The organism is Ruegeria sp. HKCCA5763 (assembly GCF_013034545.1).
Lineage (GTDB): Bacteria > Pseudomonadota > Alphaproteobacteria > Rhodobacterales > Rhodobacteraceae > Ruegeria.
The window spans coordinates 18,905-44,144 of record NZ_WQGF01000017.1; the positions used below are offsets into that span (position 1 = coordinate 18,905).

At 58.6% G+C, this 25,240-nt stretch carries 21 protein-coding genes; 5 read left to right on the forward strand and 16 right to left on the reverse strand.

What is annotated here, in order from left to right:
- Window positions 1-5: 5 nt before the first annotated feature.
- Both GOV89_RS20785 and GOV89_RS20790 read right to left on the reverse strand, forming a co-directional pair.
- A complete protein-coding gene (locus GOV89_RS20785) occupies window positions 6-1,181 on the reverse strand; it encodes a glycosyltransferase family 4 protein (protein ID WP_171238982.1) in 1,176 nt (391 codons plus the stop codon).
- Window positions 1,175-2,680, reverse strand: coding sequence for a PepSY domain-containing protein (locus GOV89_RS20790; RefSeq protein WP_171238983.1), 1,506 nt, complete (start codon window positions 2,678-2,680; stop codon window positions 1,175-1,177). The genes GOV89_RS20785 and GOV89_RS20790 overlap by 7 nt, the downstream gene beginning before the upstream one ends.
- A 243-nt stretch (window positions 2,681-2,923) precedes the next feature.
- Here GOV89_RS20790 and GOV89_RS20795 point away from each other — a divergent pair, with 243 nt between their 5' ends.
- Window positions 2,924-3,907, forward strand: coding sequence for a glycosyltransferase family 2 protein (locus tag GOV89_RS20795; protein WP_171238984.1), 984 nt, complete (start codon window positions 2,924-2,926; stop codon window positions 3,905-3,907).
- Window positions 3,904-5,955 (forward strand): hypothetical protein, encoded by a 2,052-nt coding sequence (locus tag GOV89_RS20800; protein ID WP_171238985.1) that lies wholly within the window; start codon window positions 3,904-3,906, stop codon window positions 5,953-5,955. The genes GOV89_RS20795 and GOV89_RS20800 overlap by 4 nt, the downstream gene beginning before the upstream one ends.
- 22 nt (window positions 5,956-5,977) lie before the next feature.
- On the opposite strand, the gene GOV89_RS20805 is transcribed toward GOV89_RS20800, so the two are convergent.
- The gene (locus GOV89_RS20805; RefSeq protein ID WP_171238986.1) at window positions 5,978-7,288 is read right to left on the reverse strand and encodes an arylsulfotransferase family protein; all 1,311 of its coding nucleotides are present in this window, start codon (window positions 7,286-7,288) and stop codon (window positions 5,978-5,980) included.
- 208 nt (window positions 7,289-7,496) lie between these two features.
- Here GOV89_RS20805 and GOV89_RS20810 point away from each other — a divergent pair, with 208 nt between their 5' ends.
- Window positions 7,497-9,560: a hypothetical protein gene (locus tag GOV89_RS20810; protein WP_171238987.1), complete on the forward strand. Its 2,064-nt coding sequence runs from the start codon at window positions 7,497-7,499 to the stop codon at window positions 9,558-9,560.
- Between the two features lie 17 nt (window positions 9,561-9,577).
- Here GOV89_RS20810 and GOV89_RS20815 read toward each other — a convergent pair whose 3' ends face one another.
- The 5 genes from GOV89_RS20815 to rfbF are packed head-to-tail and all read right to left on the reverse strand — an operon-like array spanning window position 9,578 to window position 13,953.
- Window positions 9,578-9,979 carry a GtrA family protein gene (locus GOV89_RS20815; protein ID WP_171238988.1) on the reverse strand — a complete coding sequence of 134 codons (402 nt, stop codon included), beginning with the start codon at window positions 9,977-9,979 and terminating at the stop codon, window positions 9,578-9,580.
- Window positions 9,976-10,866 carry an NAD(P)-dependent oxidoreductase gene (locus GOV89_RS20820; protein ID WP_171238989.1) on the reverse strand — a complete coding sequence of 297 codons (891 nt, stop codon included), beginning with the start codon at window positions 10,864-10,866 and terminating at the stop codon, window positions 9,976-9,978. Before GOV89_RS20820 ends, GOV89_RS20815 begins: the two co-directional genes overlap by 4 nt.
- Window positions 10,866-12,107, reverse strand: coding sequence for a class I SAM-dependent methyltransferase (locus GOV89_RS20825; protein WP_171238990.1), 1,242 nt, complete (start codon window positions 12,105-12,107; stop codon window positions 10,866-10,868). The genes GOV89_RS20820 and GOV89_RS20825 overlap by 1 nt, the downstream gene beginning before the upstream one ends.
- Window positions 12,104-13,183 (reverse strand): CDP-glucose 4,6-dehydratase, encoded by a 1,080-nt coding sequence (rfbG, locus tag GOV89_RS20830; RefSeq protein WP_171238991.1) that lies wholly within the window; start codon window positions 13,181-13,183, stop codon window positions 12,104-12,106. Before rfbG ends, GOV89_RS20825 begins: the two co-directional genes overlap by 4 nt.
- Window positions 13,180-13,953 (reverse strand): glucose-1-phosphate cytidylyltransferase, encoded by a 774-nt coding sequence (gene rfbF / locus GOV89_RS20835; RefSeq protein ID WP_171238992.1) that lies wholly within the window; start codon window positions 13,951-13,953, stop codon window positions 13,180-13,182. Before rfbF ends, rfbG begins: the two co-directional genes overlap by 4 nt.
- 675 nt (window positions 13,954-14,628) lie before the next feature.
- Between rfbF and GOV89_RS20840 the strand changes: the two genes are divergently transcribed.
- Window positions 14,629-16,116, forward strand: coding sequence for an NAD(P)/FAD-dependent oxidoreductase (locus GOV89_RS20840; protein WP_217352188.1), 1,488 nt, complete (start codon window positions 14,629-14,631; stop codon window positions 16,114-16,116).
- Window positions 16,117-16,135: 19 nt separating this feature from the next.
- On the opposite strand, the gene GOV89_RS20845 is transcribed toward GOV89_RS20840, so the two are convergent.
- The 5 genes from GOV89_RS20845 to GOV89_RS20865 all read right to left on the reverse strand — a co-directional run bounded on the left by GOV89_RS20845 (window position 16,136) and on the right by GOV89_RS20865 (window position 20,777).
- Complete coding sequence (locus tag GOV89_RS20845) at window positions 16,136-17,038, reverse strand: sulfotransferase (RefSeq protein WP_171238993.1); 903 nt, start codon at window positions 17,036-17,038, stop codon at window positions 16,136-16,138.
- A 14-nt stretch (window positions 17,039-17,052) separates the two neighbouring features.
- Entirely contained in the window at window positions 17,053-18,078 is a 1,026-nt protein-coding gene (locus GOV89_RS20850; RefSeq protein ID WP_171238994.1) for a glycosyltransferase, read from the reverse strand.
- Window positions 18,075-19,583, reverse strand: a complete 1,509-nt coding sequence (locus GOV89_RS20855; protein WP_171238995.1) for a hypothetical protein — start codon at window positions 19,581-19,583, stop codon at window positions 18,075-18,077. The genes GOV89_RS20850 and GOV89_RS20855 overlap by 4 nt, the downstream gene beginning before the upstream one ends.
- A 6-nt stretch (window positions 19,584-19,589) precedes the next feature.
- Window positions 19,590-19,985: an NAD-dependent epimerase/dehydratase family protein gene (locus tag GOV89_RS20860; RefSeq protein WP_171238996.1), complete on the reverse strand. Its 396-nt coding sequence runs from the start codon at window positions 19,983-19,985 to the stop codon at window positions 19,590-19,592.
- Window positions 19,986-20,066: 81 nt separating this feature from the next.
- Window positions 20,067-20,777, reverse strand: coding sequence for a methyltransferase domain-containing protein (locus GOV89_RS20865; protein ID WP_171238997.1), 711 nt, complete (start codon window positions 20,775-20,777; stop codon window positions 20,067-20,069).
- A gap of 567 nt (window positions 20,778-21,344) precedes the next feature.
- Between GOV89_RS20865 and GOV89_RS20870 the strand changes: the two genes are divergently transcribed.
- Window positions 21,345-21,881, forward strand: coding sequence for a VPLPA-CTERM sorting domain-containing protein (locus GOV89_RS20870; RefSeq protein ID WP_171238998.1), 537 nt, complete (start codon window positions 21,345-21,347; stop codon window positions 21,879-21,881).
- Between the two features lie 68 nt (window positions 21,882-21,949).
- On the opposite strand, the gene GOV89_RS20875 is transcribed toward GOV89_RS20870, so the two are convergent.
- Genes GOV89_RS20875 through GOV89_RS20885 form a run of 3 tightly spaced genes read right to left on the reverse strand, consistent with a single transcriptional unit; the run spans window position 21,950 to window position 25,239 of the window.
- A complete protein-coding gene (locus GOV89_RS20875) occupies window positions 21,950-22,846 on the reverse strand; it encodes a glycosyltransferase family 2 protein (RefSeq protein WP_171238999.1) in 897 nt (298 codons plus the stop codon).
- Window positions 22,827-23,666 carry a CpsD/CapB family tyrosine-protein kinase gene (locus tag GOV89_RS20880; RefSeq protein ID WP_171239000.1) on the reverse strand — a complete coding sequence of 280 codons (840 nt, stop codon included), beginning with the start codon at window positions 23,664-23,666 and terminating at the stop codon, window positions 22,827-22,829. Before GOV89_RS20880 ends, GOV89_RS20875 begins: the two co-directional genes overlap by 20 nt.
- A gap of 31 nt (window positions 23,667-23,697) precedes the next feature.
- Window positions 23,698-25,239 carry a lipopolysaccharide biosynthesis gene (locus GOV89_RS20885; protein WP_171239001.1) on the reverse strand — a complete coding sequence of 514 codons (1,542 nt, stop codon included), beginning with the start codon at window positions 25,237-25,239 and terminating at the stop codon, window positions 23,698-23,700.
- Between the last annotated feature and the right edge of the window lies 1 nt (window position 25,240).

Genomic DNA, 25,240 nt, shown 5'->3' on the forward strand with positions numbered 1-25,240 from the left:
CGGCTTTATCGGCCCCGCACCAGCTTGCGGTAAAGCTGTTCAAATTCGGCATGTACATGGGTCGGCGAAAACCGATCCTCGCCCCCCCGCGCCAACGCGTTTTTCTGTAGCCGGTTATATTCCGGCTGATCGGTGCACAGCTGTTGCAGGGCATCCGACAGGGCGTCCAGATCATCCACGGCACAAAGCCGCCCGACGCTGTCATCCACCAGTTCGCACACGCCTCCGCAATCGGTGGCGATCACCGGCAGCCCGGCCCGGAACGCCTCGACAATAGAGATCGGCAGCGCCTCCCACCGGGAGGTCAGCAGATACAGGTCGGACGCGGCCAGATAGGTAGAGACATCCGAAATGACGCCCGGAAAGCGAATGATGTCGGAGACGCCCGCCTCATCGCTCCAAGCCTCGACCTGACCGCGCAGCACGCCCTCACCGCCGACGACAACGCGCAGACCGGGCAGGTCTTGCCGGACCCGCCGGAGCAGTTCGATCATCGCGTCCAGGCCTTTTTGATGATCAAGCCGCGACAGGGACAGAACCAGATGCGTGCCGTTAGGACCCAGAAGCTCTTGCCGCAGGGCGGCCACGGTCTGGGGGTCGGTAGGAGCGTTGGGTTTTACCCCCAACAGCATAACCCTGGACTTGGCCGGATCCACCCCACGCTCCAGCAGCGATTGCATAACGGTTTGGCTGGGGCAGATCACCTGATCGGCCTGCCGCTGGCAAGACAGCGCAACGCTGTCCAGCCGGTTCGGGGAAGACCCGTGATAGGTCATGACAATCGGAATATGCAGCCCGAAACTGGCCAGCCGGGCGGTCAGCAGCGGAGCGGTTTCATGGGCGTGGATCAGGTCCGCCTTGTGCTGTTTCAGAATCCGCCGCAAGGTCAGGGTCGACCGCATCAACCAGCTTAGACGGCTGATCAGCCCCATCTGCCCTGTCGCTTTGTGATCGCTCACCTTGTCCAGCTGCAAAGGCACGAACAGGCTGTCGTCATCGGTCTCACCCAACTCGCCGGGTGTGCCCGCTTTGATTACCGAATGTCCCTGCACCATCAAAGAGTTGCTCAGGTCATTGATATGCCGCTGGATGCCGCCGCCGAGGGCAAAATAGGTGCACATCTGCACAACGCACAGCTTGCGCGGCGGCAGCGGCTCGGGCGGGGTCGCAGGGTTTACCATATGGGCTGGCCCAACCGAAAGGTGACGATCTGCTCGGTCCCGTCGGCGTTCTGCAGCCGGGCCAAGATTTCGTTGCCAGTATCATCGGGGTTCAATGTGAACGTCGCACGGGATTTATCGCCGTTCCCGTTCAGGGCAAGCGGGGTAAAATCCCCCTGGTTGATCTGCAGCTCGGCCGTGGCGATTTCGGGGTCGCGTATGTCCAGCTCGATCTCAAGCGGGGTATCGCGCCGCAGTGGCCGGGTCAGAACCAGACGTGCAACATTGCCCTGCTGGTCCACCGGATGCACGGCCACCCTGCCATAAGACCCCGGACCATAATGCAGATAGGCGGACGCGCCGATTAGCAACAACAGGACCAGATAAGCCCAGCGGGCCAGGCCCAGCCCACGCCAAATCCGCCTGAATGCGCCACCCGATGCGTTGTCGGGCGCGATGCGGGAGGCAAAAATCAGGGCACCGGTCAGGGCAACGCCTGTGCCTACAAGCCCCAGCACAACCCACAGCCCCAATGAGAAAACTCCGCCCCAGGTGCCGAAATGCAGCTTGTTCATCAAAATCTTCACCCGCTTGAGGCCCTTGTCATCCGCAGGAGAGAACGCGCCCAGAACCTCGAACGTCACCGGGTCGATTGTCACCGTGCTCAGCCCGCTGAACTTGGAAAACCCGTCCTGATGCCCGATGAAGTTTATTCCTTTGTTCTTGCGGCCGGGCAGGGACATGACGGTCGGCTCAAACCCGGGCAGCGCGTTGCGGGCGTGTTCTTCGGCGGTGTCGATGACATGGCGGTCAAATCCTGCCGGAAGGGCGGCCTCACGGGCGGCAGGGGGCTGCGGGCTGGGGCTTGATCCCTTGAAGCCAAGCCCCCCCAGCATGAAATAGATCCCGGTGATGGCAATCAGCAGCGACAGCGGCAACGCCCACAGCGCGCTGAGCCGGTGAAGCCCGCCGATCCACGATCTTTGACCATTGCTGCGGGCCGGCCAGCGAAAGAAGCCTTTCCAGAACCGCCGGTAGGTGATCAGCCCGCTGATGATCTGCAGCAAAAGCACCAATGACATGGCTGAAACCGCAACAAAGACAAGCCGGTTGGTGGTCAAAAAGCTGTCATGCAGGTCGCGCAGAATGTTCCGGAAACCAACCGCGCGGGTTTCTTCGACCAGTTCGCTGGTCACCGGATCGGTCCAGAAGCTGACGGATTCCCCCCAGGCGGTGGAGCCATAGGTTCTGTTCACGAACCACGGTTTCGGGTCGACCGCGATCAGCCCGATCTTGGCGTCAGGCCGGGCTTCCTTGATGCCCTCGTAGATATCCCCGAAACCGGCGGTGCGATCCACAGACGGGACGGTTGTCCAGATGCTTTGGCGGGTGATGGACTCCAGCTCGATCCCGATGGTCAGTGCTGTGCCTGTCAGGAACATGAAGGTGAAAAACAGGGACAGGTGCAGACCCAGCCAGGTGTGAATCTTAAAAAGCGCGTTACGGGATTTACGGTTCATTTGAAAGGCTGCCAGTTAACAATTCTTGGGCACACTAAACGGAGTAATTGCATAGGAAACAATAGCTGCAGGATATTATTGCTGGGGAAGGGCCGGTTTCGCCCTCTGTATGGGGATTTGCATAGGGTATTGCGATATATTTCTAAAGGTTAGGTGTTGTACGAATCCCAAACTTCGCGGGATGGTATGAGTATACCCGAGTATTGGTGGGGTAAGCGGTGCTGTTTGGTGTTAAAGAGAGTTATGAAAAAAATTTCCATTGTTTCGCCGTGCTTCAATGAAGAAGACAATGTGGCGAATTGCTATGAGACCGTAAAGGCGATTTTCGACAAGGAACTGTCGGGCTACAGGCGCGAGCATATCTTTATCGACAATGCCTCGACCGACCGCACCGTGGACATTCTGCGGGGGATTGCCGAAAACGATCCGGATGTGAAGGTCGTGGTCAATGCCCGCAATTTCGGAGTATTTCGGTCCACCTTCAACGGACTGCGCTATGCCACCGGCGACGCAGTCGTCGTCATGCTGCCGGTCGATCTGCAGGATCCACCGGAACTGATCCCGGAATTCGTCGAACTGTGGGAAAGTGGTTATGACGTGGTGGCGGGCGCGCGCAGTACCCGGGAAGAAGGGTTCGTGATGCGCAATGCGCGCGGTGTTTTTTACAAAATCGTCAACGGGCTGTCAGATGTCTGGCTGGAGCCATCGGTCGGAGAGTTTCAACTGATTGACCACAAGGTCCTCAAGGCGGTGTTGGCGCATAAGGATCACTATCCTTATATCCGTGGTATCATCGCAAGCTGCGGCTTTCGCCGGATCATCAAGCCTTATGTCTGGCGCGCGCGGAAAAAGGGACTTTCCAAACACAGTCTGATGGCGCTGGCCGATCAGGCGTTGAATGCAATCTTTTCCTTCACGCGGGCTCCAATGCGGCTTTGCACGATCAGCGGGCTGGTCATTGCGATCAGCTGTATCCTGTTTTCACTGGTTTCCGTGGTGCTCTTTTTCATCAATCCCGATCAGGCGCCTAGGGGGACGATGACTATTATCGTCTCTCTGTTCTTTCTGTCGGGCATTCAGATGCTGTTCATCGGGATGCTGGGGGAATACATCACCTCGATCCATAATCAGGTGCGCGGTGGCCCTATCGTCACTGAGCAAGAGCGGATCAACATCGAAGGTCCCGCGCGGGATCCGGCTCTGATCAAAGAAGAGCATCTAGCATGATCGCCCAGATAGGCCGGGGGCAATGGTTTCGCATTGCCCTTGTGCTTGTCCTGTTTGGCCAGCCCGCCTGGGCCATGGATGCATCCCTAACCAATAGCACGGCCCAAGCGCTGAACCTGTGGTTCGCGTGTCAGCTGGCCGCAGGGCTTTTGTTCTTGATCCTGTTCTGGTTCCGGCGGCAGGTGCTGTTCGGAGTGTTGGGCGCGCTTGTGCTGCTGGCGGGTGCGGCGCGGCTATGGATCACGACGCCTCTGTGGTTCCCCCGGCTTGAGATTTCGCCCGGGGCGCTGGAAAGCCATATCATGCTGGCCATGGTCGCGGTGCAGGCGGTGGTCACCTGCCTTGTTCTGGTCCGGCATCGCGGGTCGGGGCTGCCCGGGGGGATACTGGCAGAACTGGGTGTTGTCCGGGTTCTGCTTTTCTTCGTTCTGGTTGCGGGTTTCTCGGTCTCGGCCACGCCCTATATCGCCTATGGCCATCTGATCCCTTACATCCTGCAGATTGGCGTGGGCGGGGTGCTGTCGTCTCTTCAGATCGCGACCCTTCTGGCGCTTTTCCTGGTGGCCGGACCGGATGATCCCCTGCGCCTACCGGTTGCCGGGCTGGCGGTTTTTGCGACCCTCGCCAGTGCCGCTCTGGCCTGGACCGCGTTTGACCGTCTGCCCCATGTCGAGGACGAAGTGGCCTATCTGTTTCAGGCCCGGACACTTGCCCGCGGCGCCTTGTGGACCACGCCACCTCCAGAGGGTGCGCGGGCTGCGCTGGAATACTACCTGCTGGATATTCAGGGTGAGCGATGGTTCGGTGTTACGGCACCGGGCTGGCCCATTCTGCTGACCGGCGGGGTGCTGGTAGGCCTGCCATGGCTAGTCAATCCCATCCTGACCGGCCTGACCGTCCTGCTAGCACATGGCATCGCGTCCCGGACGGTCAGCCGTTCGCGCGCTGATCTGGTGGCCCTGTTGATGGCAAGCTCGCCCTGGGCCCTGGCGACGGGCGCATCGCTGATGACGCATTCGACCGTTCTGTTCATGGTCCTGCTGGGCTGGTGGTGCCTGGTGCGGGCCGGGCCGGGATCGACGCGGCAGGACGTTATTCTGGCGCTGTGCGCGGGGCTGGCTTTGGGCTGGGCGTTTGTCACCCGTCCGCTGGATGGCCTGATCGTGGCCGGGCTGACCGGCCTGTGGCTTTTGCGGCGCTTGCCGGGCGGGATTGGTCAGGTTGTGGCCTGTGCGCTGGGAAGCATTCTGGCCGGATCGGTGTTCCTGCTGATCAACCACGCTATGACTGGCAACCCGCTGCTGACAGCGCAGGCTGATTATCTGGCTCGCCTGTGGCCGGACACCGCCAACGCCTATGGCTTCGGAGCGCATGTCGGCCCCCCCGAAAAAAGCTGGGGGGCGCTGGATATCTGGACCGGCCACAGCCCAGCTGAAGCGGTGCTGAACGCGCTGAACGGCCTTGCGGCGCTGAACCTCGAACTGTTGGGTTGGACCTTCGGATCGCTTATCCCGATCTGGGCTTTGCTACTGTGGCGCCGCAGGCTGGACGGGCTGGACCGAGCGATGCTGGTGGTGTTACTGGCGATTGTCGGGGCGCTGTTCTTCTACTGGTTCACTGGCACATTCTATATCGGCCCGCGATACTGGCACGTGACGCTGTTTTCGTTTCTTGTGCTGGCAGCGGCGGGGCTGGAAGAAATCGCCCATCAGATGCCCGAACGCTTTCGGGGCCGTTTTGGGAATGTGATTCTGCTGCTGTGCGCCACGTCTCTGATCGGCTTCTTACCCTGGCGCGGGGTGACGAAATATCATGGCTATGACGACTATACCGGCGACATCCGGCGCCAGGCTGCCGCCGAAGACTGGGGGCACGCGCTGGTCATCGTCTCGTCCGAGGGGGATTTGGGCGCCGCGCTTTATCTGAACGACCCGTTCCTGCCGTCAGGTCAGCCGATCTTTGCACGGGATCTGGGCCCGGACAGGAACGCCGCCACGATTGCGGCATTCCCAACCCGAGAGGTTATCTATTTCACGGTACCGAATTAATGGTCCGGACCCCCAAGGGAGCTTAAGAACAGGACCAGTCCGACACCTCGAAAAAGGATTTCGGCAGGATCGAGGCGTCGTGCATCCAGGTGACGTTGTCCTCGTCATAGCGGTTCACCCATTCCCAGATAATCTCGCCGGCGCTGTCGACCTGAAACACCCGGCCGCCCTGCGCCTCCGTCACAAGAACGGACCCGTCGGGCTGCATCTGATGGGTCGCGCGTTCCCGCGAATAGAAATGCGTCTCGGGCGTACCGCCGTAGACAATTTCGGTTTCGCCCGTGGTGGGATCAACCCGGTAAATCCGGCTGCCGCCACTGCGCCGCCCCGGGTTCGTTTCGTCAGTATTGTTGTCATAAAGCGTGATGGTGCCGTCGGGCTGGAAATCCGGATCGTGCTGACGAATCCAGGGGCCGATCTGGTGCCACTTGATTGTCTCCATCTCTGCATCCACGACCATGATCATGTTGCGGTTGCGGATGGACAGCAGCAGGTCGCCTGCCTCGAACATCGGAAAGGCCGGCGCCAGTTCGGGGGACAGTTCCTCAACCTCGTTGAGGTGAAACTCACCATTGATCCAGGTAGCGAATTTCCCTGTTGCGGTCAGAATGGCCTGGTAATCGTTCTCGATATACAGATCCGTCATCCGCTTAGATTTCTTCAGGGTCCCGTCCGGGCTGAAGACAAAGATGAGGTCTTCCCAATATTCATCGTCATAGGGCCACTGAACGTTCGGGCCGTCGGGGACGAATTCACCCCCGGCAATGACGATATCGCCGTTGGACATGAAATTGGGCGAATGGTGCGTGATCAGTTCGGTCTGCGCCCAGACCGGCGCGGAACAGCGATCCAGCTTGATCATACCACAGCTTTCAAAGCCCAGTGTGATCGTGCCGTCCGGCTCGATGATCGTGCCATGCGGAATGGCGTTCCATTCGGTGGCAGGCGGGTTTCTGCAAAACGAGGGGTCGCCCACGGTGTCGAAAATGCTGACATTCCATTCATGGACGATGGTGCCGTCCCGTTCGATCAGGCGTACGCCGTTATGGTCTTTGAAAAACCCCGACAGCAGCAGGTATTCATCGGTCTTGTCAGGCCCGGCATTGACGGTGACACCTTCGCCGTCATAGCGGGCTTTGCGCAGAAAATGGATCGGTCTGGATTTCGTGAGATTGGGCAGTTCCTTGATCACCAGCCGTGTCTGATCGAAGGTGCCGTAAACCAACTGATGCAGCCCGTTGCGATGGTGCCCGGAATACAATCCAACTACAAAAAACCCACCCAAGACAACCACTGCCAGAATGGTCCGAAAGATAATTTTTGAAATATCCATTTTACTACTCATCAACCCTACGTCACTTTTCTAACAATGGGCAGATTGGCCGGTCAACGATAGCATTGGACAGAAGGACAGATCATAACAGAGGCAAAATCACGAATTTGCCGTGATTATTTGCAAAACGCGTTAAAATCTCTTTGGTTGTGCTTAAGATGAGATTTTTCTTTGTGATTTTTAGGTAACCGTTGTTTCGGGTGAGTATATGAATCAGAGTGTGAAAAGCGAAATTTCGACACGGGATCGCGCAGATGATTGTTCGGCTCCGCTTTACAATTGGCTGATTTTCTCAGGTGTGTTGACTGTCGCGGCATGGTTCGCGCGCATCCCGATTGAACAGGTTGTGAGCTTGCATACGCTTGCCGGACACCCCACCCCCTATCTGATTTTCGACCGGATCTGGCTGCTTAATCTGGTCACACCGGTCGCCTCGGTCATCATCAGTTTGTTCTTTCTGCTGCCCGGGCTGATCTTGGCGTTGGCTTTCCGTCAAACCCGGGATCTACCGCGCTGGATTTTGGCGGGTTTGGTACTGTCGATATTCAGCCTGTGTGGCACGGCCATCCTGTGGCACCAGATCACGGGTGATGTCCTGAAAGGGGATGCCTATTTTATCATGGTGACCGCTGTTCTGGCGGTCAATTGCGGGATTTACGCCTGGCGCGGGGCGCGTGGTCAGGCCGGGCATTTTGCCCTTGCCGGGCATCGCGGCGATATTTTTGCGGCCCTGATCCTGGCGGTTCTGGTCCTGGTCACCATGTCCGCGAAATTCTACTGGGAGAACTTCTCGTCCGACGGGGTGGGTGTTCTGAATTTCGTCCGAAATTTCATTCATACGGATTGGCCGTTCTGGTCGAAAGAGGCCGGAGCGATCCAGGTCGCCCCCGGCGTCACCTCGTATTTCACCGTGCTGCCCGCCTCGTGGTTTCAGCGCCTTCTGGGTGAAAACGAATTTGCCATGCGGGTCCCGCATGTCCTGTATGCCGGGCTGCTGTATATCGTGGTGCTGGGTCTGATCCGGACCGGGCGCGATGCGGTGATCGGGGCGCTTGATCACGCGCTGATCATTGCTGTGTTTCTTGTCTATACCCTGTCGATCATCTACAGCGGCGGATATAATCCCTATTTCGGCGACAGCCCGATGCCTGCGGTCCGCGAGACTTTGGTCATGGTGCTGTTTCTGGGGTATGTCTATCTGGTAGTCACCAACCAGATGAGCGCCGCGTTCATCCTAGGCATCCTGGCTTATATGAGCCTGCCGACAGGCGGGTTGTGGATGCTGCTGGTACTGATCGCGTTCTTTCTGGTCTGGCGCCCGCGCGACTGGACCCGGATTGGATGGATGTTCGGTCTGCTGGTTCTGTGCGCCGCAATCGGAACGGTGGGCCCTGTTCTGATCACGGCGGCCGGGTTGCCGGTGCCGGGGGGTGAGTTCGACCTGAAAGGCATCGTGAACCGGCTGCGCTATGTCACTTTCTGGGAACCGGCGCGCCTGGCATATCTGATTGTTCCGGCAGGAATTCTGCCCGCACTGTCCATGGTGTTCTGGCGCCGGCAGGATCAGCTGTCGCATCTGCTGGTGCTGGTGACGGCGGCGTTTTTCCTGTTCTTCTATTTTCAGGGATACCGTGTTCTGCTGCACCATTTCATCCCGGTCATGCTGACGCCGCTGATCGTCATGTGGCGCTATGATTGGCTGAGCGTTCCGCGTCATTTCTGGCCCAGCCGTCTGGCCATTGCGGCGGGCATCATTGCGGCCTTTTTCGTGTCCTTCCCGGCCAAGCCCGGGCTGCACCAGTTTTCCCGCGAAGTGGGCGCGCATATCCAGCTGAAGGGTGAACGTTTCGAAGGGTATCAGGTCGAGGCCCTGGCCACCTTCCATGATATCTTCGCGCGGGTGTTCCCGATCCAGTACAAGGATGCCGAGGCCGAACAGAACTATTTCGGCGGTCCCCTTGTCTGGCTGCATTATTCCGTTCAGCCCAAGGCCGAAGACCAGACCATCACCTATCTGCTGCAGCCTGAAAGCGACCCAGCCCCCGAAGACGCGCGTGCCCATGACAGCCATGGGGGCTATGTCCTCTATATTCTGGATGAGGACCGGTATCAGACCCATCTGAACACCACATTCACGACGCGGTTCAGCGCCCCTGCCTACCATGTCTCCCGCGATGAGATTTTTGGCAAAGGCGCGCGCCGGGGCGAGCGTTTCGTGATTGATCTGGTGGCAATTGCGCGGTCGGTTCTGGGTCTGCAAAGCCCGTCCTGATCCGCGCTGCTGTCAGGTCATGCGGGCGGGGACCACGGGAACCGCCCGGTCAGCACCCGCCCGATAAGAACATAGGCCAGCATCGCGGCGGGCAGCACCAGAAGGCCCTGCGCCACAAACGGGGACAGCCCTGTGCTCAGCAGGGCCTGCAACCCGATCGCATTGATCCCGTAAAGCAGCAGATAGGCCAGCACATAAAGCGGCAGCCGTGACAGGCCGCGCGAGCCGAAAACCAGCCGCGCATGGGTCATGTAATTCCAGATCACACCGCCGAAATAAGACAGCGCCAAGGCGGGCTGCGGGCTTAGCCCAAGAGCCACCAACAGCGCATAGAGCACATAGCCGAACGCGGTGTTGACCACGCCGACCACCAGAAATTTTAGGAAGGTCCAGTGGGTATGCGACAGCCTGACCTTCATGCCAACCCTTCCGACGCAAGCACAGCCGCGACCGCAGATTGCAGATCATAGCGGGGGGTGAACCCGGCTTCTTGCCGCAATCGGGTGACATCGGCGGCCAGACGGGCCGGATCGTCGGGATGGCGCGTTATGGCCCCCAGCCGGATCAGATCTGATCGATCCAGCTGCGCGGCGACCTCGCTGATCAGATCGCGGACCGCGATGGCCGCGCCGCTGGCGACATTGACCGGCCCGCTCACGTCACTGTTCAACAAGACCGACAGGGCCCGGGCTAGGTCATCCACATGCAGAAAGTCCCGCTGTTGTACCCCGTCGGTGCAATCCGCCGGGTTGCCCGCCTTCAGGTTGGTGATCAGATCGCCTAACAGCCGCCCCGGCGGCTCGCCCGGACCAAAGACAAAGAAGATCCGCGCCCAGACAAGTGACAGGCCCAGCGTGTCCTGCGCCGCACACAACGCCATGCCAGTGCCCGCCTTGGCCGCCCCGTACAGCGTGCAGGGGCGTAGCGGAGAGGCCTCGGTCAGTTCCGGGATCGACCAGTCATATTCGGCGCAACTGCCGGCACAGACGGCCCGTTCCCCGCCTGCCTCGGCAAAGGCGCGGACCAGATGCAGGCTGGCTGCCATCCAGTCGAGATTGGCGGGCGACACCCAGCGATCCTTGGGCCCGTCATGCCAGGCCAGATGCAGCAAATGCGACGCGCGCGCCTGCCGGACAGCGGCTGAGACCTCTTGGGCGTTCAGCAGATCACAGGGCAGGGTCTGATGGGCCGCGTCAACCGGCCCGCGCCGGGACAGGGCAATCACCTCGCACCCGGATGCCGCAAGCGCGCTGATTGCTGCCTTGCCGATCAGGCCAGTGGCGCCGGTCAGCAGAACCCGTGCCATCAGCTGATCCTGACCTCCGGCACGGCGGTCACGAACCGGGTGCCCTGCGCCTTCAGGTCGGCCATCTGGTCGATGACTTCATCACGGATGTTCCAGGGCAGGATCAGCACGTAATCCGGCGGCGTCTCGCGCAGCGCTTCGACCCCGTGCACAGGGATATGGCTGCCGGGCAGCAGCGTGTTCTGCTTGGCCGGGTTGCGATCAACGCAGTAAGAGATCAGATCGGGACCGATCCCGGCATAATTCAACAGTGTGTTGCCCTTGGCGGCGGCACCATAGGCGGCAATGGTGTCCCCCCTGGCATTTGCTTCGCGCAGAAAGGCGAGCAGCCCGTCGCGCAGCGCTTCGACCTGCGTGGTGAAATTCATATAACCCTCAGGCCGGTCGAACTGCGCTGCGGCCTCATCGGCGCGGACCTTGGCCACACAAGGCCCTTCGGGGTGGCTGGCGCCTTCAAGACAGGCGAACACCCGCAGCGATCCGCCATGGGTCGGCAGCTCTTCAACGTCAAACACACGCAGGCCCGCCTTGGCAAAGATTGCCTCGACCGCCAGCAGCGACAGATAGGAGTAATGTTCGTGATAGATCGTGTCGAACTGGACGCTTTTGATCAGGTTCAGAAGGTGCGGGAATTCAACTGTATAGACCGCATCCCCTTTCAGCAAAGTGGCTATCCCGGCGACGAAATCGTTGATGTCGGGCACATGCGCCAGAACATTGGCCGAAGCGATCAACGCCGGAGGTTTTTCTGCCGCAGCAACCTTCTGGGCCAGCGCCTCGCCGAAATAGTCGACCAGCGTGCGCACACCTCTCTTTTCGGCGGCGGCTGCGACATTGCCCGACGGTTCAATCCCCAGCACGGGAATGCCCTTTTCCACGAAATACTGCAGCAGGTACCCGTCATTCGAGGCAATCTCGATCACCAGATCGCCTGACCCGAGATCGAACCGCCTGCTCATTTGTTCCACGTAATCCCGGCAGTGGGCCAGCCAGCTGTCCGAGAAGCTGGAGAAATAGGCGTAATCGGTCGAAAATATCTCTTCGGCGGGTACGGCATCGTCCACCTGAACCAGCCAGCATTGCGTACAGACACGGGCATGTAGCGGATAAACCGGGTCTGGGGTGTCTGCCTGCGCGGGATCAACGTAGGAGTTGGCCAGAGGAGACAACCCCAGATTGACAAGCGTCATCTCAAGGGGGGCGCCGCATTGGCGGCAGGTGGGTTGGGTTACGCCGGTCATGCCTCTCTCTTACTTATGGTTTCGAATTCTGCAATTTGTGCGCGGCATAGCTCAGTCGCGGGTGCACCCTGCGCCCAGCCCGCATACCAGTCCGCCGTCAGCCTGACCGTATCCTCAAAGCTCAGGACCGGACGCCAGCCAAGCGCCGCGCGTGCCTGCGAAACATCCAGTCGCAGCATGTTGGCTTCATGCGGGATGTCCGCCGGAGTGTCGATTTCGATCCGGCCCTGCCCAAGCGCCTGGATAACGGCCTGGGCCACATCCAAAACCGGGCGTTCATCATCGCGTTCGGGACCAAAGTTCCAGCCTTTGGCAAAGGCATCACCCTGTGCAAGCTTTTGGGCCAGCATCATGTACCCCCTCAGCGGCTCCAGAACATGTTGCCAGGGGCGGATCGCGCCGGGGTGGCGCAACACAACGCGCCCTTCATCGCTCAGGCAGCCGCGCACGATATCGGGAACCAGCCGGTCTTCGGCCCAGTCCCCGCCACCGATGACATTACCGGCCCGCGCGCTGGCAATTCGGGCCGGGTGTGGATCCGCTGCGTCTGGTGAAAAATAGCTACGCCGCATCGCCGCGACGGCAATCTCGGTCGCGCCCTTCGATGCGGAATACGGATCATGCCCTCCCATCGGGTCGGTTTCACGATAGCCCCAGACCTGTTCGACATTTTCATAGGCCTTGTCCGAGGTGGCAACCACCACCGCGCGCAGGTTGGGCGCGGCCCGCAAGGCGTCCAAAAGCTGAACCGTGCCCAGCACGTTGGTCGCAAATGTCTCGACCGGTGTGCGATAGGAGCGCCGCACCAGTGATTGCGCGGCCAGATGAAAGACAAACTCGGGATCGGTTTCCGAGATCAGACGGTCCAACGCCGCCCGGTCATTCAGATCCCCCGTGACCGAACGGATTTTGCTCTGATCCAGCAGGGCCCAGAGGTTGGGATCAGTTTCGGGCACCAGGGCGTACCCGGTCACATCCGCACCGGCTTCGGCCAGCCAGGCGGCCAGCCATGCTCCTTTGAAACCGGTATGCCCGGTCACAAGAACCCTGCGGCCTGAAAATGCAGCCTCAGTCATTCCCAGATTTTCCACGGTGCGATGCCTGTGGCCCAGTGTTCCTCAAGCTCCTGACGTTCGCGGATGGTGTCCATGGGTTGCCAGAACCCTTTGTGTTCAAAGGACATCAACTCGCCATCGCGCGTCAGGTTCATCAGGGGGCTGCGCTCCCAGACGGTGCTGTCATCACCAAGATATTTTTCCACCTTGGGCGAAAGCACAAAAAATCCACCATTGATCAGGCCACCATCCCCAACCGGTTTTTCAGAGAAATTCAGGACCTGATTGTTCTGCATCTCAAGCTGACCAAAGCGGCGGGGCGGGGGAACCGCCGTGACCGTTGCCAGCTTGCCGTGGGCGCGGTGAAAATCGATCCCGCCCCGGATGTCGATATTGCCGACCCCATCGCCATATGTCAGGCAGAATGCGTCTTCACCCTTGAGGTGGGGCATCACCCGCTTAAGCCGTCCGCCCGTCTGGCTTTCATCGCCGGTATCGACCAGCGTCACGCGCCAAGGTTCGGATTTGCTGTTCGCAATCTCGAGGCCGCCACTGGCCAGATCAATGGTGACATCCGAGCTGTGCAGAAAGAAATTCGCGAAATATTCCTTGATGACATATCCCTTGTAGCCAAGGCAGACGATGAAATCTGTGATTCCATGAGAGGCATAGATCTTCATGATATGCCAGAGAATCGGCTTGCCACCGATCTCGACCATGGGTTTTGGGATGCGGACGGTTTCTTCGCTAAGCCGGGTGCCCAAACCGCCGGCCAGAATAACGCATTTCATAAAATTGCCCCCTCGTTAACCACGAAGCCAGCCACTAATGAACCGGTCTAAACCCTAGACCTGATGTGGCCCTGTTTCTTCAAACACTCAGCAGCAGTAGGGAGCAAGCAGAACGGCTCTGTCAAGATTCACAAACCTACGAGTCGTGATGCACCTGATTACCCGACGCACGGGTGACAATGAATATACAATATGACGAACGAAGCGAGATTGTTGAACTTTCGCTCAGGGCCGGAAGAACGCACGGGACACGCTACGTGTACCGCCGGGGAATGCGCTCCGGACAGGCTGCGCGCCCGAAGGTTGATCGCGGATGGGTGAAAGGATTGCCACGGGTGAGCTTGGGGTCTGTTCTGGTTTTTCGAGGGTAAATCTTACTTATTTATATTCAATGGCTTGTGGCTGATGTTCCAACACTCCCAAAGTTGCAATCATATGGTTTTCGCGCAGTGCAGGCCCGTTTTTCACGGGGGGATCCCGATTTGCACATATCTTTGCAGCGCGCCTCAATCCGCCGGCCCCGGGAGGGGGATAATCCGGATTCCCTCTGTCAGCCAAAACGAATAATTCGCCCGGAACCGGGTTTCAATTCGGTGGTGCGACATGATTTTGTTGTGAATCTCAGCCAACCTCCTGTAGCCTAACGAGAGTGGTTTTAGTGCGGATGTTAGTCATTTGAAAAAAGATATTGTTCCCGTAGTTATCATTGGTGGCGGTCCTGCAGGACTGACAGCAGCCTATGAACTCCAGAAGCTGAGCGACACGCATGTACCCCAGGTTTACGAGGCCTCGGACATGGTGGGTGGCATCTCGCGGACCGAGACGCATAAAGGCTATCGCTTTGACATTGGCGGCCACCGGTTCTTCACCAAAGTGGGCGAAGTCGAAGACATGTGGCACGAGGTAATGGGGGATGATTTCATCACCGTGCAGCGCCAAAGCCGCATCTTCTACCGCAACAAGTTTTATGATTATCCGCTGCGTATCTTCAACGCTCTGGGCAATATCGGGCCTTATGAGACCTATAAGATCATCGGCAGTTTCATCAAATGGAAGATCCGGCCCAAGCCGCAGGAAGATACCTTTGAAGAATGGGTGATCAACCGCTTTGGCGGGCGGCTTTATATGCATTTCTTCCACAGCTACACCAAGAAGGTCTGGGGTATCCCGCCCTCGGAAATCCGGGCGGACTGGGCCGCGCAGCGGATCAAGAACCTGTCTTTGCCCAAAGCGGTCTGGAACGCGATTTCGGGCGCAAACGACACGGCCAGCCTGATTGAAGAATTCCAATACCCTCGCTTGGGCCCCGGCATGATGTGGGAAAAGACCCGCGATCTGATCCGCGAAAAAGGCGGCAGCGTCGAAACACATTCCGAAGTGGTGCGGGTGAACCGCGACGGCAATCGCGTGACCTCGATCGACGTGCGTCACTGGACCGAAGAGGGCGAGAAGCACACCGAACGGGTCGAGGGAGAAGAGTTCGTCAACTCGATGGCGGTACGTGACCTGATCCACGCCTTTGATCCACCGCCGCCGCCAGAGGTTGTCGAGGCCGCAGATCGTCTACGGTATCGCGACTTCTTGATCGTAACCCTGATCCTAGATCACGCCGATCCGTTCCCGGACAACTGGATTTACATCCACAGCCCCAAGGTAAAGGTTGGCCGCATCCAGAATTTCCGCGCCTGGTCTGCAGAAATGCTGCCGGATCAGAACACCGCCTCGATCGGAATGGAGTATTTCTGCCAGAAGGGTGACGGGCTGTGGTCGTCGTCGGACGAGGAGCTGCGACAGCTGGCCAGTGAAGAGCTTGAAAAGCTGGGCCTTGCCAAGGCGGATACGGTCATCGACAGCGCCATTATCCGGCAGCCCAAAGCGTATCCGGTCTATGATGGTGAATATAAGGAAGCCCTGGACACTGTCAGCGACTGGCTGAAAACGCTTGAAAATTTCCAGACGGTCGGACGCAACGGCCTGCATCGCTATAACAACCAGGATCATTCGATGCTGTCGGCGATGTATGCGGCCCGCAATATCATGGGCGAGCAAAATGACATCTGGGACGTCAATGTCGAACGCTCGTATCACGAGGAGTTCGAAGCCAAGCCCAAGAACAAGGCCAACCTGGTCGGTGACAACGTGGAGAAACGGACCGCGTCGTAACCTGCGGGCCTGACCTCCTTCAGGCGCGCCAGGCGCTAAGATCACGCTCGAGCATTTGCTCGAGCGTTTCTATTTCCGGCAGCAGTCTGTCCTGCAAAATGGCGCGAGCGCGAGGGGGCATTTCAACGCCCCGCTTCAGATTGAACCGCGAAAGCTGGTCGCGGATTTTCCAGCGCATCTCTTGCGGCATGACCCGCGCGATCAGCCCTGTGATAGGGTTGGGTTTCATCAGGAAGTCCTGAAACAGACGGCTGCGCGGCACCCCGCCGGCATTCAGCTGAGAGGATATGTCCGGGCGAAACCCGGAATCCGCTCCGATGAATTCGGTGATGTCTGTAATCAGCCCCTGCGGGTCCGTCTGAAAGTCTTCATATGTGCGGATCAGGAACTGGTTGCGATCAAACAGGCTGAAATAGCGCGACAGCTGCTCGGCATAGCGCGGAAAGCGGGAATATCCGAACAAGGGCTGCCAATCAGCCTCCAGCCGTTCGTCTTCGGCATCCAGCGCGGCGGCAAAATCTTCCAAAGGCTCGATGCGCTGTTTTACGGCATACAGATAATGGGACAGCGCCTGATCAACCGGATTACGCAGGATCACCACCATGCGCACATTCGGGATGTGGTGATGAATGCGCCCCGGGGCCTTGGGGGAATATAGATACAGCGGCGAGGCCTCGCCACATATGCTGTTTGCAGGGGCCGGGGCAAACAGGGTGCGATAAGCGTCGATATCGACCACCGAGTTGTTGATGTAATCCGCCCCGGGCCCCTTACAGGCCAGTGCTTCCCCTTCAAAGCAGAAGAAGTTCGGCTCTTTCACCGTGGGCATGAACACACTCGGGTTCTGCCGCAAATAGCTGTGCAGGGCCGTTGTTCCGGCGCGCGCGGCCCCGATGATCAGAAAATCCGGTAATCCGGTCATTTGCACGCCCTATCCTAGTTCCGCGTGACCTGCAGTTTCTGCTTCTGTCCCAGCACGTGATATTCGAACAGGCACCAGACATAGACCGTAGCTGAATAGACGTAATAGAACTGGTGATAGAGGATACATTTGACCGCAAACCACGGCCCACCATGTCCGGCCATCGTGCGCGCCAGATCATAATTCGCGGCAAAGGCCAGCCCCAGCAGCAGCAAAGACAGGGGCCACAGCCCGGGCCAGTAGGGCAGCGCCAGAACCGACAGGATCAGCAAACCGGCTAGCCCGGCCCGCAGCCGTTCCAGTGTCGAGGTGTTCAGATCATCCGTCAGCCCCTCGCGCGAGATCATCAGACGGGCCCAGGGCAGGGCGCGGCAATAGATATCCGTGCTCAGGCTGTTGCGCATGGTCCAGACCTTCAGGTGTTTACCCTGCAACTGCGGCTCGACCAGAATGCGCCGACCGGTTTCGACGATCCGGTAACCCAGTTCGATATCCTCGATCGACGGGATCTCGTAGGTTTTCACATCGAACCCGCCAACTTCGAGGAACACATCGCGCCGGATGGCGCCGCAGCCCGCCCAAAAGGTACGCGCCTCGCGCCGGGCGCGCTGATGGTGATAGCGGTGCAGCAGGTTCTTGTAACGCGAGAACCACGATTGCCCATCCGGCGCATCGTCATAGGATCCGAACACGGCCCCGACATTATCCTCGGACATGGCACGGCGGATATGCTCCGGGCCATCGGGCCAGGCGATGACGTCGGAATCGACGAACCACAGGATGTCACCCGTGGCGTGTTCGGCGGCCAGGTTGCGCGCCGCCCCCGGCCCGCCATTGACCGGCGTGGTCAGAACGGTTGCGCCCATCTTTTCCGCCAACGCAGCGGTGCCATCGGGGGACTGATCGTCCACCACCAGAACCTCCTGCACTTGACCAGCATTCAGCAGCTCGATCAGGGGCGTAAGGACGCGGGGCAGCAGATGCTCGGCATTATAGGCGGGCATCACCACGCTGATGGACAGGGATTGGTCTGAGATCACGGGGATTCTCCGATACTGGGGCGCGGCCCTGGGGCCCGCTGAACTAGAAGAAGAAAGGCCGCTGCAAAGGGCAGCAACCACATGACGCGCGCACCATAGCGGGCCGCAGGCTGCGAGACACCGCCACAAACCAGCGCGTTAACGGCCACTCCGATCAAGAGGAACAGGGCAAACAGCTTCAGCGAAGGCACCACCCGTCCGGGCCACAGCAGCAAAACGACGACGATCACAAACGAGATCAGATAGATCACCGAATGGACGGAATTTGCGGCCCCAAGCCAGGGCTGGTCGCGTGTCAGAACACTGTCGAGCACCTCAAGCTTGGCATCGGGTAGCCCGGAAAGCGATTTAGCGTTATTGATGACCGCCTCGTTTGGGATGGTCATCTTGACGCTGTTCATGCCCAGCTGCGTCACCGCATTTTCGCCAAGCGCAAATACCGTCCCGAATGGCCGTGCCGCCAGAACCTGCAAGAAAAAGTCCCGCTGTTCGGCCGCCACCGCCTGTTGATCCTTAACCGGCATCAACCGGAAAGACCCCAGCCTTTCGGATTGTTCAAAAATGATATGGGTGGCGGTCAGGCGATAAGGATCGTCGGACCAGGACAGTGCCTCGTGCAGGGCACAGGTCGCCAGATCATCCCGGGGGCAGACATCGTCCAGATAGGCCATGCCGGGGCCATCCACGATCAGCCGCGCCGTGATATGGGGGGTATGAATGACTTCTTTGCGTGCCACGGTTTCCGTGGCGAACTCGAATGCCTTGCGCTCGGCCAGGGCCACGGCGACCAGAGCGATGGCAAAGCCTGCGGCCAGCCAGCGGCCAGGGCCAAGCCGGAGCAAGGCGGCCAGCACGACAAAAGGCACCATCAGTACCGCAATCCCCAGATGCGAGGGGTGCAGAACCACCGCAAAGGCGGCCAGCGACACGGCACCAAGCCATTCCGTCAAGCGCATATCCTGGCCTGCGACAACAACGGTTGCAATCACGATCAGCATGACCGACGTGAAAATATCCGGCATAATATAGGCAATGTAAAACGGCAGCGAGGTCGTCGCCGCGACCAGCAACGGAATGGTCACCAGTTGCAGCGTGCTGCGTCCGGTTTGCCCGGTGCGTTGCAGCACGCGCATGGCCAGCCAGACCGAAAGCAACAGCAGCGCCAGATGCACAACGGCGACCCCGGCCAGCGCATCGGCACGCCAGAAGGCGGCGACCAGCAGCGCATAGGCCATGGACCGCGACCCGCTGGTTGTCTCGTCCTCTTCGACCCGGTCGCCCGGCTGACTCGCGCCTGCGTTGACAACCGCGCTATCCTTTTCCGGCGCAGGCAAGACCAGAGACAGGGCCGCATCGCCCTGCCGGAAATAGCTTCCAGTATCGAAATAATAGAGCGGCCCGCGATTGATGATCAAAACTGCCAGACAAATGACCGCGGTCGCAGCAAGCAGAAGGATGGCCCCGATCCATCGGGGCGATCTTCCGGATGCGGACGGGGCGGTCATTACCGTCTACAGCTCCTTCATTGCCACGGCCGTTTGCTGGAAATACGCAATGGTTGCCTTCAACCCGTCTTCCAGTGCCGCCTGTGGCGCCCAGCCAAGCTGTTCCCGGGCGCGGGTGATATCCGGCTGACGCTGAACCGGGTCGTCCTGCGGCATCGGGCACTTTACCAATTCGGATTTCGACCGGGTCAGGCGGATTGCGGCCTCGAACCGGAAATTGTTCAGAATATGGCGCAGGTTGCCGCGCCGCCCGGTGAAATAGCTGTCGATGCACAGAACCTCGTCCCCCTGGTCCCGCAGGGCCGCACACAGGCGCGAGCCCAAAAAACCGACCCTGCCTGTCGTCAGGACCCGTTTTGCGTTGAGGTTCATGTCATTGGGATCAAAATCAGACGCGTTCATCAACGTTCTTGGCAGCCTCCATCAATCAACCATAGGAAAGCACATCTCACCTCAGCTTCTGCTCAAAATAGCGTTAAGTGATTACTTGATTGCAAGGAATCCTTCAAAGCAGATGTATTTCTGAATACTCGTCACGTCCGTAAAACCTGCGCGCGCCAGCAGGTCCAGATTGCCCTGGGTCGAAAACGGCTCCAACACGCTTTTCAGGCTGCGCGATTTTTCAACAATCTCTTCGCTGGAAAAGCCATTGCTGATTTTGAACTCGTTATAGAGCTGGGTCATCATGTCCTGGAATCGGGCATCCGGGCCACGAACCTTTTCGAACATGACAAACGCACCGCCCCAGTTCAGGGTCTCGTAGATTTTGGTGAATAGCTCCTGCCGGTAACGAGGCGGGACGAACTGCATCGTATAGTAGCTGACGATCATGTCCGCCTTGTCCATCTCCATGTGGCGGGCATCATCGTGAAGAATGGTGACATTCGGAACGTCTGCGCAATGGGCTTCGGCAACCTTGACCATCTCGGGTTCGACATCGATGCCGATCCAGCGGGCATCCGGCTTGCCGGCATTGTGCTCAGCCAGTTTGCGGATCAGCTCTCCAGTGGATGTGCCGATTTCGTAACACAGGCTGTCATTGCGCACGAAGAAATCGGACACTTGGCAAATCAGGCCATGGCCCATTTCGTAAAGCGGCACGGATAATTTGATGTGGTCGACAAAAGTATCGGGAACATTGCCCCCAAAGGTCCAGTTCGCATTCTCTGCAGCTATATTCTGGCCAACGCCCATTCGAACCATCTCCTCGTTAATCGGCAGGCACCGCAAACAAACGGCCAATCAATAAATTCCGATCTGGAATGTGTGCCTGAACTTGAAACAATAACACCTCGAAGCTACACGAAACTTGACGATCATCGAAAGAGAAATATGGCAAACCCCAAATTTCGCGCCTTTTCCTCATACAACGCGATCCAGAGACCATGTCTGGAATCTTAACTGCGGACAGTGCGCCGTATTTCGCTGGACTGTTTCCCTGCTTGCACAAGGCAAAAGCGCTTTTTGCCGTGAATGGCCCCCTGCCACAATCTGCAAAAACTGCGAGTGGCTTCGCAGTCGTGCCGCACGCAACATGGGACAGAATCACATCAGCGTGAGCGTCCTATGTTCACGGAAGCGAAACAAACACTAGGCCAGATGCGTCATTATCTTACAAACCACACCCTTTGCCCCAAAAATGCCCCAATCTTCAGAAAAAGTCTTCGCAATCAAATGAAAATAAACTATTAACATAAGACGTCAGTTCCACACTGAAATTTGTGTGTGGATTGTGTGTGTAAACTGGAAGGTGGGACTTTTATGTTTAGAACTTTGAAAATGATGGCCGCAGGCCTCGTTACGGCGATATTCATGGCTGGGTCGGCCAGCGCGCTGACGCATGTTTCCGCTGGCGGCAGCTATGACATTACATCCGACAATCTTTTCTTTGGCGCGGTTGACACCGGCCTAGGCGGTGGCGGAACCTATTCGGTCAACTTCACATCTCCGAGCGGACCGGTGCTTGGCAAGGCAGGGGCCTCGATCACCCTGCGCCTGCTGAATGCGGCATTCCCCGCTGGCCTGTCGATGAGCTGGGTCGACGCCAACGATCCGAACAATGTCCTGGCCACCACGGCCATTCTGGGTGATGTGACCACCAAGCTGAATACCATCTTCAGCGCTTCGAACCCGAACACCCTGAGCCAGAACCTCGTGTTCAGCTGGGCCGCATCTTCGCCGGGCGTCACGTTTGACTTTGATGTGGCTGCAGTGCCTCTGCCAGCCGGTGGTCTGTTACTCTTGACCGCGCTTGGCGGTCTGGGCCTGGTTCGACGCCGCAAAGCAGCGGCAGCCTGAACAAAGCACACGATCCCAATCCATGGGTTGAGGGGCCGCAGCAAGCGGCCTCTTTTCATTTGGAGGGGTCAGATCGTGCCGCCGATTGCCTGGCGCAGCATCCAGACCATGCGCTGACATCTAAGCCGGAACAATGTCGAGATCGCCCGCAAAACCTCGCCTGTCGACGTCAGCTTGTCGCTGGATATGACTTTGGGGGTATGAACAACGGCGCTGGCTGGCATGGCCAACCCACGAAGCGCCCAACGCAGGCGCCCGGCAGCGCTCGTTCCGTGCAATTGATAGGCTTCCTGTGTTGTTCGCCGCCACTTTGCCCTGAGCGCTGCCCAATCCTGTCGTGACGGATGGCTGACCCGAAACCCGTCCTCGTAAATCAGGCTATAACCATGCGCTACCGCCCGCATGGTCCATTCCCGGTCTTCCGAGACGCCGTTGATGAACCCGCCGATTGCATCAAACACATCGCGACGGGTAAGCAGGTTTCCGGCTCCGGAAAACCCCTGAACCTCGATATACCTGCGGAAGTTGAATGCAAAAACGGCCTCGAACGCCTCGGCCCCGTTGCGCGGGGGCGGGGTCTCGTCAAATACATCGACCCGGCCGCCGATCAGATCGGCCCGGTCCGCGATCTGACGCCCGACCTTCAGCCAGTCGGACGCAGGCACGCAATCGGCATCAATGAAGAAAAGTCGCGGCGCGATGGTTTCCGCCACCCCACGGTTGCGGGCATGGGCTGCGCCCTTTTGGGCTTCCACCACAAAGCGCACTTCGGGAAAGGCCTGCTGCATATCCCCTAGCGAAACCGGCGAATTGTTATCGACAACGACAATCTCGGTCCCCGTCAGATCGTTCTCCCGAAGCGCCAGCAGGCACCGTTCCAACCGCGGCAGATCATTATAATGCGGGATAACGACCGCATCGCGCAGCCCTGTGTCCGTCGCCGTGTCAGTACGAGCCGTACTCATAACCAAAAGCCCCGCTTATATAGCGGCATTTGTTCAGGACGATCCCCATCACATTGGTAAGTTCCGCCAATTGCCGTTCGGCCACGTCGATATGGTCGATGCTGGTTTCCTCTGCCGCGGCCAGAAGCAGAGCGCAATCCACATTTCTGAGGAACCCGTGACTGTCGTCACTTGCCATCAGCGGTGGCGTATCAAAGAGGATAATGTCAGGTTTGTACTCGGCTTCGAGGAACTCCAGCATCTCAATGGTCTTGCGGCTTTGCAGGATCTCCGCCGGGTTACGAGTCGCGGTGTAGTTCAGCCCGAAAATCACATTATTGCCGTACCGCAGGGCATGTTCGTGAAACGGAACACTTCCCTGAATGACATCGGACATGCTGGACGTACCGGTTTGCTTGAGGATCTCTGCCAACCCTCTGCGCCGCATGTCAAAATCAACCACAATTGTCCGCAAATCTTCCTGCCGGCCAAGGCTGAAGGCCAGATTGGCTGCCGTCGTGCTTTTGCCGCAGCCGCTGTAAGGCGAGGTCAGCGCCACCCGGCGCCAGCCATTGGACAGGGCCTGCTGCAACATCTTGGTCCGCAACATGTCATAAGGCGTTGCGTCCGCGCCACCGCCAAATGACATCAGGCGTTTGCGGGGAATGAGACGTGACTCGATCTTGATCTCTGGCAGCGCTAGCCAAAGGTCTTCGCCAACGCTTTCCGGCGGAACAGGGTCCGGATGTTCGTTCTGCGTCAGCTTCAATGACTGAGGCTGTACCTGGCGGCTATCGCGTTCCTCGCGGGCCTTTTGAATCGCCTGTTGAAGACGGTCCATTATACCCTCCCTCTCTTACTCAGAACGAAAATCACCAATATACTCCCAGCTTATCGGCCACCTTGTCTGCGATCAGATCCAGAGGCAGGTAATAAGTGTGCACGGCCCACACGGTTGCGGGAACCCCCAGCATTATCGCCAGGACGAAGACCGCCCAACCGATGCGCTGCGCCGCAATCTGGCCTGGGGAGCGCACATAAGGGAGGGTTGCAATCGGCCAGACATCCAGCTTTTTGATCAGATCCTCGGGTCGGCGCGCGGCACGGTTCAGAAGCTCAAGCAGGACAACAAGCCCCAGCCCCATCAGGATACCGACGACGGTACCACCAGCCGCGATCACCAGCCGGTCAGGTTTGGTTGGCGTGGTCGGCTCGGACGGGTGTTCAATCACCGAAATACGCTGCCCCTGGGACGTGACTTCGATTCGTTCACCGGTCGAGGCCGACGCCAGCCGCGCCACCGCCGTATCGTACTGGTTCTGGATATTGGTATGATCCCGCTGCAGCTCGGCCAGAGTGATGGCATTGGCCGGGGTCTGATCGATGGTCAGCGTCACCTTCTTGAGGTTTTCCTCCGTCACGGCGCGCTGATCTTCGAGGGCGGATATCTGTGAATCTATCTGGGCCAGTTGAAGGTCAAGCGTCGAATTGCCCGTCTGCGCATTAGGTGTGGCGGTGTTAGATGCCTGCTCGGCTGCGACAACCTCTTCCAGACGCTCGATCCGAGCTCGCAAAAGCTTAATCTGCGGGCTGCTTTCCGAATAAACCCCCAGCTGGTTATCAAGCTGATTGCGCAATTGGTTCAACTGCTGCTGCGCTTGTGTTTGCGGCTGTTGCCCAACATTTCCGATCTGGCCCGTCGTGTTGTATAAATCCAAAAGCTTTTCGCGCTGGTTCTGCAGCGAGAATATCTGCTGGTCGGTCTGCTGAAGGCTTGTTTGCAATGCCCCCTGCTGCGCCATCCGAAATTGCAGGCTGGCGGGCAGAGCGCCGGAGTTTTCATTCTGAAATTCGAGAATCCGGGCGCTGCGTTTGTCCAGCTCATCGCCCAGACGCTCGACCTCCTGTTCAAAGAATACTAGCGTATCAGATGCCCGTTCTTTGCGGTACGACACATCAAGCTTCAGAATTTCCGTAAGATATTCATTCAGCACACCCGCTGCGATCTTACCGCTACGGCCTTCGAAGGTGATGGTCATCAGGTTCGCCTGATTGCGCCCCGATGAAATCCGGGTTTTGGTCTTTGTGCGCAACTCAGAGACAATCTGGTCCGGGCTAGCCTCGTCCTGATCCGGCAACACCTCGAACTTGCGGGCGATATCCAGCAGAACGGGCCGTGTCAGCAAGCGCTGCTCGACGATCTGGAGTTGCTCAAACGGAGTCGTGGTAACTGTACTCGCCGCCAGGTTTCCCGGAATCTGCGGCGATTCCACGATCAGCCGCATTTGCGAGACATAGGTGGGCGGCAGGGTAATCGCGACCGTGATCGAAATCGCCGATACAATCGTGGCCACGACAAGGAAGTACGGGAACCGCCTCAGGAAAATGGAAAAATAGTAACGAACAGGGCTCATC

Coding starts and splice junctions, on each gene's coding strand:
- GOV89_RS20785 (WP_171238982.1), bottom strand. CDS start 1,181: ATGGTAAACCCTGCGACCCCGCCCGAGCCGCTGCCGCCGCGCAAGCTG.
- GOV89_RS20790 (WP_171238983.1), bottom strand. CDS start 2,680: ATGAACCGTAAATCCCGTAACGCGCTTTTTAAGATTCACACCTGGCTG.
- GOV89_RS20795 (WP_171238984.1), top strand. CDS start 2,924: ATGAAAAAAATTTCCATTGTTTCGCCGTGCTTCAATGAAGAAGACAAT.
- GOV89_RS20800 (WP_171238985.1), top strand. CDS start 3,904: ATGATCGCCCAGATAGGCCGGGGGCAATGGTTTCGCATTGCCCTTGTG.
- GOV89_RS20805 (WP_171238986.1), bottom strand. CDS start 7,288: ATGGATATTTCAAAAATTATCTTTCGGACCATTCTGGCAGTGGTTGTC.
- GOV89_RS20810 (WP_171238987.1), top strand. CDS start 7,497: ATGAATCAGAGTGTGAAAAGCGAAATTTCGACACGGGATCGCGCAGAT.
- GOV89_RS20815 (WP_171238988.1), bottom strand. CDS start 9,979: ATGAAGGTCAGGCTGTCGCATACCCACTGGACCTTCCTAAAATTTCTG.
- GOV89_RS20820 (WP_171238989.1), bottom strand. CDS start 10,866: ATGGCACGGGTTCTGCTGACCGGCGCCACTGGCCTGATCGGCAAGGCA.
- GOV89_RS20825 (WP_171238990.1), bottom strand. CDS start 12,107: ATGACCGGCGTAACCCAACCCACCTGCCGCCAATGCGGCGCCCCCCTT.
- rfbG (WP_171238991.1), bottom strand. CDS start 13,183: ATGACTGAGGCTGCATTTTCAGGCCGCAGGGTTCTTGTGACCGGGCAT.
- rfbF (WP_171238992.1), bottom strand. CDS start 13,953: ATGAAATGCGTTATTCTGGCCGGCGGTTTGGGCACCCGGCTTAGCGAA.
- GOV89_RS20845 (WP_171238993.1), bottom strand. CDS start 17,038: ATGACCGGATTACCGGATTTTCTGATCATCGGGGCCGCGCGCGCCGGA.
- GOV89_RS20855 (WP_171238995.1), bottom strand. CDS start 19,583: ATGACCGCCCCGTCCGCATCCGGAAGATCGCCCCGATGGATCGGGGCC.
- GOV89_RS20860 (WP_171238996.1), bottom strand. CDS start 19,985: ATGAACGCGTCTGATTTTGATCCCAATGACATGAACCTCAACGCAAAA.
- GOV89_RS20865 (WP_171238997.1), bottom strand. CDS start 20,777: ATGGGCGTTGGCCAGAATATAGCTGCAGAGAATGCGAACTGGACCTTT.
- GOV89_RS20870 (WP_171238998.1), top strand. CDS start 21,345: ATGTTTAGAACTTTGAAAATGATGGCCGCAGGCCTCGTTACGGCGATA.
- GOV89_RS20875 (WP_171238999.1), bottom strand. CDS start 22,846: ATGAGTACGGCTCGTACTGACACGGCGACGGACACAGGGCTGCGCGAT.
- GOV89_RS20880 (WP_171239000.1), bottom strand. CDS start 23,666: ATGGACCGTCTTCAACAGGCGATTCAAAAGGCCCGCGAGGAACGCGAT.
- GOV89_RS20885 (WP_171239001.1), bottom strand. CDS start 25,239: ATGAGCCCTGTTCGTTACTATTTTTCCATTTTCCTGAGGCGGTTCCCG.